The organism is Caulobacter sp. P1_B12_2, from assembly GCF_056406675.1.
The window spans coordinates 1-10,718 of record NZ_JBFTZS010000125.1 but is presented as its reverse complement, the minus strand read 5'-3'; the positions used below and the strand labels follow the sequence as shown (position 1 = coordinate 10,718).

The 10,718-nt window shown below is 70.1% G+C and carries 8 protein-coding genes; 5 read left to right on the top strand and 3 right to left on the bottom strand.

Features of this window, described 5'->3' with window-relative positions:
* The 3 genes from AC1DZ6_RS09950 to AC1DZ6_RS09940 all read left to right on the top strand — a co-directional run.
* Window positions 1-1,139, top strand: a 1,139-nt coding sequence (locus tag AC1DZ6_RS09950) for an efflux RND transporter permease subunit (protein ID WP_477097025.1), incomplete at its 5' end; no start/stop codon positions are given.
* A gap of 1 nt (window position 1,140) precedes the next feature.
* Complete coding sequence (locus AC1DZ6_RS09945) at window positions 1,141-2,550, top strand: efflux transporter outer membrane subunit (RefSeq protein ID WP_477097024.1); 1,410 nt, start codon at window positions 1,141-1,143, stop codon at window positions 2,548-2,550.
* A 250-nt stretch (window positions 2,551-2,800) separates the two neighbouring features.
* A complete protein-coding gene (locus tag AC1DZ6_RS09940; protein WP_477097023.1) occupies window positions 2,801-3,670 on the top strand; it encodes a hypothetical protein in 870 nt (289 codons plus the stop codon).
* A gap of 94 nt (window positions 3,671-3,764) precedes the next feature.
* On the opposite strand, the gene AC1DZ6_RS09935 is transcribed toward AC1DZ6_RS09940, so the two are convergent.
* The gene (locus AC1DZ6_RS09935) at window positions 3,765-4,268 is read right to left on the bottom strand and encodes a lipocalin-like domain-containing protein (RefSeq protein WP_477097022.1); all 504 of its coding nucleotides are present in this window, start codon (window positions 4,266-4,268) and stop codon (window positions 3,765-3,767) included.
* A gap of 91 nt (window positions 4,269-4,359) precedes the next feature.
* Here AC1DZ6_RS09935 and AC1DZ6_RS09930 point away from each other — a divergent pair, with 91 nt between their 5' ends.
* Complete coding sequence (locus AC1DZ6_RS09930; protein WP_477097021.1) at window positions 4,360-4,929, top strand: CGNR zinc finger domain-containing protein; 570 nt, start codon at window positions 4,360-4,362, stop codon at window positions 4,927-4,929.
* A gap of 37 nt (window positions 4,930-4,966) precedes the next feature.
* Here the strand turns inward: AC1DZ6_RS09930 and AC1DZ6_RS09925 are convergent, their stop codons facing one another.
* On the bottom strand, window positions 4,967-5,434 hold the full coding sequence (locus AC1DZ6_RS09925) for an Lrp/AsnC ligand binding domain-containing protein (protein ID WP_477097026.1): 468 nt from the start codon (window positions 5,432-5,434) through the stop codon (window positions 4,967-4,969).
* Window positions 5,435-5,888: 454 nt separating this feature from the next.
* Here AC1DZ6_RS09925 and putA point away from each other — a divergent pair, with 454 nt between their 5' ends.
* Complete coding sequence (gene putA, locus AC1DZ6_RS09920; protein ID WP_477097020.1) at window positions 5,889-8,981, top strand: bifunctional proline dehydrogenase/L-glutamate gamma-semialdehyde dehydrogenase PutA; 3,093 nt, start codon at window positions 5,889-5,891, stop codon at window positions 8,979-8,981.
* 52 nt (window positions 8,982-9,033) lie between these two features.
* On the opposite strand, the gene AC1DZ6_RS09915 is transcribed toward putA, so the two are convergent.
* Window positions 9,034-10,416, bottom strand: coding sequence for an aminotransferase-like domain-containing protein (locus AC1DZ6_RS09915; RefSeq protein ID WP_477097019.1), 1,383 nt, complete (start codon window positions 10,414-10,416; stop codon window positions 9,034-9,036).
* Window positions 10,417-10,718 lie beyond the last annotated feature (302 nt).

Sequence of the window (10,718 nt, the reverse complement as noted above, 5' to 3'; positions counted from 1 at the left end):
TGCCGGAACTGGGCACCTCGTCGGGCTTCGACTTCCAGCTGCAGGACGTCGGCGGCGTGGGTCACGACGCCTTGGTCGCCGCGCGCAATCAGGTGCTGGGCATGGCCGCCCAGGACCCGACCCTGGCCGGCGTTCGTCCCAACGGTCAGGACGACACCCCGCAGCTGAAGATCGACATCGACCAGGCCAAGGCCGGGGCGATGGGTCTGACCACGGCCGACATCAACGCCGCGCTCAGCGCCGCGTGGGGCGGCGCCTACGTCAACGACTTCATCGATCGCGGGCGGGTCAAGAAGGTCTATGTCCAGGCCGACGCGCCCTACCGCATGCGTCCGGAAGACCTGAACAGCTGGTACGTCCGCACCAGCACCGGCACGATGGCCCCGTTCTCGTCCTTCGCCACCACCCACTGGATCTACGGCTCGCCGCGCCTGGAGCGTTATAACGGCCTGTCGTCGCTGAACATCCAGGGCGCCCCGGCGCCGGGCAAGAGTTCGGGCCAGGCCATGGCCGCCATGGAGAAGATCGCCGCGCAGCTGCCGCCCGGCGTCGGCTTCGAATGGACCGGCTTGTCGGCCCAGGAACGCGAGTCCGGCAACCAGGCTCCGGCCCTGTACGGCATCTCGATCCTGGTGGTGTTCCTGCTGCTGGCGGCTCTGTACGAGAGCTGGTCGATCCCGCTGTCGGTGATCATGGTCATCCCGCTGGGCATTGTCGGCGCCCTGCTGGCCACGTCCTTCCGCGGCCTCAGCAACGACATCTACTTCCAGGTGGGCCTGCTGACGACCATGGGGCTGGCGTCCAAGAACGCCATCCTGATCGTCGAGTTCGCCAAGGACCTGCACGAGAAGGGCATGGACCTGGTCGAGGCGACGGTGGAGGCGGTCCGCATCCGTCTGCGGCCGATCATCATGACCTCGTTGGCCTTCGTCTTCGGCGTGCTGCCCTTGGCGATTTCGAACGGGGCCGGCTCCGGGAGCCAGCACGCCATCGGCACCGGCGTGATCGGCGGCATGATCTCGGCGACCCTGCTGGCGATCTTCTTCGTCCCGCTGTTCTTCGTGATCGTCGAGCGGATCTTCAAACCCAAGCCGCGTCGCCGCGACGAGGCTGTCACGACTCCGGCCGAGAGCCACTGAGATGCTTGTGCGTAACCTGACCCTCACCCTGCTGGCGGCCTCGGCCCTCGGCGCCTGCACCCTGGCGCCCGCGACCGTGCGCCCGGCCCTGCCGGTGGCCAACGCCTGGCCCATCGCGGCCGCCAACACCGGTTCGACGGCAAGCGCCGCCGACCTGGGCTGGCGCGACGTGTTCATCGATCCGCGCCTGCAAGGCGTGATCGACCTGGCGCTGGCCAACAACCGCGACCTGCGCGTGGCGGTGCTCAACATCGAGCAGTCGCGCGCACAGTACCGGATCCAGCGCGCGGCCCTCGTGCCGGCGATCGGCGCCTCGGCGACCGGGACGCGGGGCGAAAGCTCCTCGGCCCAGGTCATCGCGGGCGGCGACCGCACCGTCGAGGTCTACACCGCCGGCGTCGGCGTCACGTCCTGGGAGCTCGACCTGTTCGGTCGGGTGCGCAGCCTCAACGACGCGGCGCTGCAGAACTATCTGGCCACCCGCGAGACCAGCCGCTCGGTGCAGATCAGCCTGATCGCCCAGACCGCCGGCGCCTGGCTGAACCTGGCCGCCGACCAGGATCTGCTGGCCGTGTCCCAGGAGACCCTGCGCACTCGCCAGGAGACCACGGTCCTGATCCGCCGACGCTTCGAGGCGGGCGCCATCTCGCAGCTTGAGCTCAGCCAGGCCCTGACCCTGGTCGAAGCCGCTCGCGGCGACGTGGCCACCGCGATCGCCCTGGTCGAGCAGGACAAGAACGCCCTGCGCCTGGCGGTCGGCGCCGACGTGCCGGCCGACCTGCTGCCGGCCGGCGGCCTGGTCACCGCCCAGATTCTGCGCGACCTGCCGGCCGGCCTGCCGTCCGACGTGCTGACGCGTCGTCCCGACGTGCTGGCCGCCGAACACCAGCTGGCCGCGTCCAACGCCAATATCGGCGCGGCCCGCGCGGCCTTCTTCCCGACCATCAGCCTCACGGGCCAGACGGGGGTCGCCAGCAACAGCCTGGGCAGCCTGTTCGACAGCGGCAACGGCGCCTGGAGCTTCGCCCCGCGCATCAGCGTGCCGATCTTCTCCGGCGGCGCGAACGTGGCGGGTCTCGACAGCGCCAAGGCCGGTCGCGACATCGCCGTGGCCAACTACGAAAAGACGGTCCAGACCGCCTTCCGCGAGGTCTCCGACGGCCTGGCCGTGCAGTCGACCATCGCGGAACGGGTCGGTTCGCAGGAACGGCTGGTCGCCGCCGCCAACGATACGGTCCGCCTGTCGCAGGCCCGCTACGGCGCCGGGATCGACAGCTCGCTGTCGGTGCTGGACGCCCAGCGCACGCTCTACACCTCGCAGAAGACCCTGATCGTCGCCCGCCTGGCGCGGGAGACCAACCTGGCCACGCTGTACAAGGCGCTCGGCGGCGGGGCTCCCCCCGCCCGTTGACGCCAACCCGATCCCCCGTCCCCAGCGGGGGAGTGCTAGCGGCGTCGCCCCCCGACGCCGCCAAGCCGGAAGGGGCGCGCTCCCCCCAATTCCCGCGCGCCCCTTCCAACCTTGGGGGTTTGACCGCTCGTCGCACGCCGCGCGCGGTTCGCCGCGAATGACGGCGAGTTCACTTTACCGCCCGGTCCGGAACGGCGACCAAAAGCCATGGGCGCACGCTGCCGCGCCGGCTTCAGGGGGTGTTCGGAACATGCGCGCGGTCTTGCGTTCCTTCGGCGGCCTGGCCGCGATCGGACTGGCGCTCGTAGCGGGTCCCGTCCTCGCCGCGCCCGTGCGCCCCGCTCCGCCGGCCAAGCCCGTCACCATCCCCCTGGAGCCCTATCTGGGCGTGCTCTGGTCGTTCCAGGCCGAGGTCGACGGCAAGCCGCGCCGCTTCCTGCTCGACACCGCCGGCGGCATGACCGCCATCTCCCAACCCTTCGCCGACGCCATCGGCTGCAAGCCCTGGGGACGGACCACGGGTTTCCGCATGCGCGGCGACCGGGTCGACACGCCGCGCTGCGACGACGTCCGCCTGACGGCGGCGGGGGCGCCGCTGCTGGCCCCGACCACGGGCGTCATCGACTTCTCGCTCCTGCTGCCCAAGGACGCCCCGCCGCTGGACGGCTCGGTCGCCCTGGACGCCTTCGCCGGCCGCGCCGTCACCCTGGACCTGGCCGGCCGCCGGCTGATCATCGAGACCCCCAGGAGCCTGAAGGCTCGTGCCCGCCAAGGCGTCGAGGTGCCCGTCCACTTCAGCCGCGAGGCCATGGGCCTGGCCCTGACGCCGTTCCTCGCCGCCCCGACAGCCAAGGGCCGGATCTGGCTGGAGCTGGACTCCGGCAGCACCGGCACGGCCGTGATCGGCAAGCACGTCGCCGACCTGTTGGGCCTGGATCCGGCGATCCAGAAAGGCCAGTCCGTGGAGATGACCCTGGTCGGCGGCCCGAAGATCAGCGGCAAGGTCCTGGTCGAGGACATGATCCTGGACGGCAATATCGGCGTCCCCGCCCTGAAGCAGTGGATCGTGACGCTGGACCTGGCCAACGAGCGGGCCTGGATCGCGCCGGTGAAGCCTTAGACGCGGCAGGGGACATGCCCTCGCGGCGTGTCCCCAAATCTCGCACTGGGTCTGTTGGGGACACGCCGCAAGGGCATGTCCCCGGCCAGTTCTCCTACCGCTCCCGCCGCCACTCCGAGATCGGGACCGAGCCGTCAGGGCGCGGCGTCGGCACCTGGTAGCTGAGGCTGTCGGCGGTCAGGACGTATTGGCGCCGCTGCTCGGTCCCGTCCCAGTTGGCGAACGACGCGCCCTCGATCTTGAAAACCAGCACGTGGGCGGCCGGATCGACGGCGACGGTCCCGTAATGGGTGGACGATCCGATCACCGCGCCGGCGTTTTCCTCCGGCGTGGCCGTGCGTTTGTCGCCCGAGGCGACGCGCGGGCGGTCGCCGTCGAAGATCTGCAGCGAGTAGCGGCCTTGGGCGTCGATGATCAGGCGCCCCTTGGGATGCTCGCCATAGTCGCGGGCCCGCGCGCCATCGGGCTTGAGACGGTCGGCCGCCGTCAGGGTCCAGGTTCCGGCCAGGGAAGGCTCGGCGGCCGTCGCGGCGGCCGCCAGCATCAGGGTCGCCAACGCCACACCCGCGCCGACCGCACGTTTCAGGATCGATGTCATCTCGCCCTCCAGGGTAGTAACCTGCTTGTTAGGTTAGCTTGCGGACCATTAGCGAAACACCGTAACCTGTCAATCCGGTTCGGAGCACGGCATGACGGCGAAGGCGGAGATCCGCGACGGGTTCAAGTTTCGCGGCGGCAGTCCGGCCCTGGACCTGGCCGCGACGATGGTCGGCCGCCTGGGCGCGACGCCGCGCGACCTGCTGGCGTCTCCCGGCGATCTGGATCGCTGGCTGGTGGCGGCGGAATTGGCCGACGCCGCGCCGGGCGCCACCGAGGGCAACCTGGTCCAGGCCCGGTCGCTGCGCGAGGCGCTCTACCGCCTGGCCCTGTCGCGCGCCGAGGGAAGCGCCCTGCCCGACGCCGACCGCGAGTTGCTCAACGGCTACGCCGCCCTGCCCGCCGCGCCGCTGCAACTGGACGCCTCGGGCAAGGCGCGGCTGTCGGGCGACGTCCGCGGCCTGCTGGCGGAACTGGCCCGCGAGGGCGTCTCGCTGCTGGGCGGCGATTTCGGCGACCGTATCCGCCAGTGCGAGGGCCCGCCCTGCGCGGTGCTGTTCGTCGACACCTCCCGCAAGGGCGACCGCCGCTGGTGCTCTATGAGCGCCTGCGGGAACAAGGCCAAGGTGGCCGAGTATCGCAAGCGGGAGCGATCCACTTAATTCCGCTCATCCCCGCAAAGGCCGGAATGAGCGGATGTCACAACGGCAGCTGCACCGTGCTCTTCACCTCTTCCAGCACCGCATAGGTCCGCGTCTCGCGCACGCCCGGCATCTTGACCAGGATGTCGCCGAGGAAGTTGCGATAGGCCTCCATGTCGCGCACTCGGGCCTTGATCAGGTAGTCGAAACCGCCGGCCACCATGTGGCATTCCAGGATCTCGGGCGCGCGGCGGACGGCCGCGCCGAACTCCTCGAACACGTCGCCGGTCGTGCGGTCCAGCACCACCTCGACGAAGATCAGCAGGGCGCGATCGACCTTGGCCGGATCCAGCAGGGCCGCGTAGCCGACGATGAATCCCCGCTCGCGCAGCCGCCGCACGCGGTCGAAGGTGGCGGCCGGCGACAGGTTGCAGCGCTTGGCCAGCTCGGCGTTGGTGATGCGGCCGTCGGCCTGCAGAACCCGCAAAAGTCGGCGATCTGTGTCATCTAGAGCAGACATGGCGATTTCCCGATTTCCCCGAAGATAATTCGGAAATTTATATCAACAAACAAAGCACCTTCACAAGAACCAGGACTATACCCTCGATCGTCCTAGCGAGCTTGACCGCCACTCCCCCCCTCGGCGGTCCGGCGAACTGGGACCAGCCTCCGCCATTCCCCCCGGCGGAGCGCAGATGCGGCGCCCTCTCCCCCGTAGGCGCCGTGTGAGAGCGGAAGGGACGCGCGACCTCCCCCCGTATCGCGTCCCTTCCCACCTCTCCCCATCCCGATCATGCTGCCGACCGACACCGCTCGCCGCCTCGTGCGTCAGGCGGGGCGCGGCACGTCGTCGCGCGCCTTGGAGCGAACAACGTCATTCGCCACTTTTGCCGAAGATCGTATTGCCCTGCCGCCAAACAAACGAAGCACCTTCGAACAAGCCGGCGATATAGCGACGATATACCGATAGCGAGGCGACCATGACCGATTGGGACTCCCTGGACGACGGCAAGTACCGCGACGAAGCGGCCGTGATCGCCGACCTGCTGGCCGCCCAGGCCCTGAGCAGCGAAGACCGCGCCGCCGTCCGCGCCGAGGCCGAGGCCCTGGTGCGCGGCGCCCGCCGCAGCGTCCGCAAGCAGGGCGTGGTCGAAAGCTTCCTGCAGGAGTTCTCGCTCGGCACCCGCGAGGGCCTGGCTCTGATGTGCCTGGCCGAAGCCCTGCTGCGCACCCCCGACGACGACACCCGCGACAAGCTGATCGCCGAGAAGATCGGCTCGGCCGACTGGGCCAGCCACCTGGGCGGTTCCGACAGCCTGTTCGTCAACGCCTCGACCTGGGGCCTGATGCTGACCGGCAAGATCGTCGAGCCCGACGACCAGGCCCAGAAGGACCTGCCGGCGTTTATCAAGAAGATCGCCGGCCGGCTGGGTGAACCCGTCATCCGCGCCGCCGTCGGCCAGGCCATCCGCATCATGGGCGAACAGTTCGTGCTGGGCCGCACCATCGAGGCGGCCATCAAGCGCGCCGCCAATGACGGCGACATCTGCAGCTTCGACATGCTGGGCGAAGGCGCCCGCACCGCGGCCGACGCGGCCCGCTACGAAAAGTCCTATGCCGACGCGATCCTGACGGTCGGCAAGCTGTCCAACAAGGCCGGGCCCGAAGCCGGCCACGGCGTGTCGGTCAAGCTGTCGGCCCTGACCCCGCGCTATGAAGCGACGCAAGAAGCCCGCGTCTGGGACGAGCTCTATCCGCGCGTCCTGCGCCTGGCCCTGATCGCCGCCAAGTACGACATCAATTTCACGATCGACGCCGAGGAAGCGGACAGACTTGCGCTGTCGCTGAAGCTGCTGGACCGGCTGTGCCGCGAGCCCGAGCTGGGCGACTGGACCGGTCTGGGCCTGGCCGTCCAGGCCTACCAGAAGCGCTGCCCCGAAGTGATCGCGCGGCTGACGGCCCTCTCCAAGGAGACCGGCCGTCGCCTGATGGTTCGCCTCGTGAAGGGCGCCTATTGGGACAGCGAGATCAAGCGCGCCCAGGTCGCCGGCCGTCCGGACTATCCGGTCTATACGACCAAGCCCGCCACCGACCTGTCGTACCTGGTCTGCGCCAAGGCCCTGATCGCGGCCGCGCCGCACCTCTACGCCCAGTTCGCCACCCACAACGCCCACACCCTGGCCGCCGTGGTCCGCATGGCCAAGAACGCCGGCGTGAAGATCGAGCACCAGCGCCTGCACGGCATGGGCGAGGCGCTCTACAAGGCCGCCGACGACCTCTATGACGGCGTCACCCTGCGGGCCTACGCTCCGGTCGGCGGCCACGAGGACCTGCTGCCCTATCTGGTCCGCCGCCTGCTGGAGAACGGCGCCAACACCTCGTTCGTCCACGCCCTGCTCGACGAGCGGGTGCCGGTGGAGAAGGTGGTGGTCGACCCGATCACCGCCGTCGAGGCCCATCCCGACCGCCACGCCAAGATCCCGACGCCGGTCAACATCTACGGCCCCCACCGCAAGAACAGCGCCGGGCTGGACCTGTCGGTGAAGGCCGACCGCGACCGCCTGGCCGCCCACGTCGCCGAACTGGACAAGCTGACCCTGTCGGCCGGCCCGCTGATCGGCGGCAAGCTGACGGCCGGCGCCCCGCCGATGCCGGTGCAGAGCCCGACCGACCACGACCGCGTGGTCGGGGTGGTGTCCGAGGCCCAGTTGCCGCAGATCGACCAGGCCTTCAAGCTGGCCCGCGCCGCTCAGCCGGCCTGGGACCAGGCTGGCGGCCCGGCGCGCGCCGAGGTCCTGCGCGCCATGGGCGACGCCCTGGAGGCCAATCTCGAACGCCTGTGCGCCATCCTCTCGCGCGAGGCCGGCAAGACCGGTCCCGACGCCATCGCCGAGGTGCGCGAGGCCGTCGACTTCTGCCGCTACTACGCCAAGCTGGCCGAGGAGCAGTTCGGCCTGGCCGGCGAGGTCCTGACCGGTCCGGTCGGCGAGACCAACACCCTGCGCCTGGCCGGTCGCGGCGTCTTCGTCTGCATCAGCCCGTGGAACTTCCCGCTGGCCATCTTCACCGGCCAGATCGCCGCCGCCCTGGCGGCCGGCAACGCCGTGCTGGCCAAGCCGGCCGAGCAGACCCCGCTGATCGCCATGGAGGCCGTGAAGCTGTATCACGCCGCCGGCCTGGACCACCGCCTGCTGGCCCTGCTGCCGGGTCGCGGCGAGACGGTCGGCGCGGCCCTGACCGCTCACGACGGCCTGGACGGCGTGGCCTTCACCGGCGGCACCGACACCGCCTGGCGGATCAACCAGACCCTCGCTCAACGCCAAGGCCCGATCGTGCCGTTCATCGCCGAGACCGGCGGTCTGAACGGCATGTTCGTCGACACCACCGCCCAGCGCGAACAGGTGATCGACGACGTGATCCTGTCGGCCTTCGGCAGCGCCGGCCAGCGCTGCTCGGCCCTGCGCCTGCTGTTCCTGCCGGAAGACACCGCCGACCACATCATCGACGGCCTGAAGGGCGCGATGGACGCCCTGGTGATCGGCGACCCGGCCCTGGCCGTCACCGACGTCGGCCCGGTCATCGACCCCGAGGCCAAGGCGGCGCTGGACAAGCACCTGGTGCGCCTCAAGCATGAGGCCAAGGTCCTCCACAGCCTGCCGGCGCCGCAGACCGGCACCTTCTTCGCCCCCGTCCTGGCCGAGATCCCGGCCGCCGACTTCCTGGAGCGCGAGGTGTTCGGCCCGGTGCTGCATGTCGTGCGCTATCAGCCCGAAGACCTGGAACAGGTGGCCGGCGCCCTGGCGGCCCGCCGCTACGGCCTGACCCTGGGCGTCCATTCGCGGATCGAGAGCTTCGCGGCCGACGTCCAGCGCTTGGTCCCGGCCGGCAACTGCTATGTGAACCGCTCGATGACCGGCGCCGTCGTGGGCGTCCAGCCGTTCGGCGGCGAGGGCCTGTCGGGCACCGGCCCCAAGGCCGGCGGCCCCCACGCCCTGCTGCGCTACGCGGTCGAGCGCGCGCTGAGCATCAACATCACCGCCCAGGGCGGCGACCCGACGCTGCTGAACCTGTAGGGCCGCACGCGTGGGTGGGGACCCCGTCCTCACCCACGCGCCCCGGCCCGCCTCACCTCAGGCCAGCCTTGAGCACCTCGTAGACGCGGGGATCTCGCATCTGCGCGACGTTGAAGCGCATGAAGTCGCCGGCCTGCTGCGCGGCGCTGAAGACGTTGCCCGGCGCCAGGATCACACCCTCGCGAAGCGCGACCTGGGCGAGATCCGTCGCATCGCGGCCGTCCGGGAGTTGGCGCCAGAGATAGAAGCCGGCGCGGGGCGTGACCCACGCCGTCAGGCCAAGATTGTCGAGCTGGGCTCCCACCTCGCGCCTGGCCTTCGAAAGGCGTTGCCGCAGGGCCTCCATGTGTCGGCGATAGCCGCTGTCCATCAGGCTGTCGAAGATCAGTTGGGCCGCCATGGGGCTGGCCCCGCCGAAATTGGTCGCGACCTGCAGATCGACCAGCGCCTCGATCCAGTCGGGCCGCGCCGCGATGTAGCCGCAGCGCGCCGAGGCCGACAGGGTCTTGGAAAAGCTGCCGATGCGGATGACGTTGACCAGGCCGTCGAAGGCCGCCAGGCGCGGCGACGGCTCCGGCTCGAACTCGGCGAAGATGTCGTCCTCCACGATGACCAGGCCGTGGGCCGAGGCGGCGGTCAGCACCTTGTGCACCGTCTGGGCCGACATCGTCGCTCCGGTCGGATTGTGGAGGCCGCAATTGGTGATGTAGAGCCGCGGCCGATGCTCGGCGAGGATCGCCGCGAACCGCGTCGTGTCCGGGCCGGTCGGCGTGTAGGGCACGCTGACGACCCGCGCCTGATGGGCGCGCAGCAGGGCCTGGAAGTTGAAGTAGCAGGGATCGTCGACCAGCACCGTGTCGCCGGGCCGCAGCAGGAACCGGCAAATCAGGTCGATCGCCTGCGTGCCGGACGAGGTCAGCAGCAGCTGTTCGGGACTGACCTCCAGCCCCTCGCTCGCGCAGCGGCGCGCCAGAAGTTGCCTGAGCGGCAAAAGCCCGCGCGTGCCGCCATAGTCGGCCAGGGTGGCGTCGTCGGCGCGGGCCAGGCCACGCATGGCGCGCCGGAGGATCGCGCCCGGCATCCAGTCCGGCGGAAGCCAGCCGCAGCCGGGCTTCAGCGCCTCCGGCGCGGCGTCCAGCGACTGGCGCGAGACCCACAGCGGGTCGATGGCGCGATCGGTCCTGGGCTGAAGCTCGTTGAAGACCTTTGGCGCGGCGCCGGCCGAGACATAGAAGCCCGACCCTGGCCGGGAGATCACGACACCTTCCGACACCAGGCGGTCATAGGCCTCGACGACCGTCGAGGGCGACACCTTCAAGGCCGTGGCGAAGCCGCGGATCGAAGGCAGTTTGTCGCCTTGGGACAAGGTCCGGCTGGCGATCCGGTCGCGGATCGCCTCGATCACGTCGCCGGTTCGGGTCGAAGGCCTGCTCATCGCGCCGCGCTCCAACTGTATGGTTTCGATTGGCATACAGTTTGATCACCAGTGTACCGACTGTCGCTGTCCTGGCCAAGGTCGCGACGGCTATGGCTGCGGCTCATTCTGATCGGACGGGGCCATGGAACAGACATCGAAGGGATGGGGCAGCGGCCTTGTCGGCGTGATCATCTTCAGCGGCTCACTGCCCGCCACGCGCGTCGCGGTCGGCGGCTTCGACCCCGTCTTCCTCACCTCCGCCCGGGCCGTGATCGCCGCTCTGCTGGGCGTGATCCTGCTGCTGGCGCTGAGGCAGAAGC

Bases quoted from the DNA above. Each gene is read 5' to 3' on its own strand.
- AC1DZ6_RS09945 (WP_477097024.1), top strand. From the start codon at position 1,141: ATGCTTGTGCGTAACCTGACCCTCACCCTGCTGGCGGCCTCGGCCCTC.
- AC1DZ6_RS09940 (WP_477097023.1), top strand. From the start codon at position 2,801: ATGCGCGCGGTCTTGCGTTCCTTCGGCGGCCTGGCCGCGATCGGACTG.
- AC1DZ6_RS09935 (WP_477097022.1), bottom strand. From the start codon at position 4,268: ATGACATCGATCCTGAAACGTGCGGTCGGCGCGGGTGTGGCGTTGGCG.
- AC1DZ6_RS09930 (WP_477097021.1), top strand. From the start codon at position 4,360: ATGACGGCGAAGGCGGAGATCCGCGACGGGTTCAAGTTTCGCGGCGGC.
- putA (WP_477097020.1), top strand. From the start codon at position 5,889: ATGACCGATTGGGACTCCCTGGACGACGGCAAGTACCGCGACGAAGCG.
- AC1DZ6_RS09915 (WP_477097019.1), bottom strand. From the start codon at position 10,416: ATGAGCAGGCCTTCGACCCGAACCGGCGACGTGATCGAGGCGATCCGC.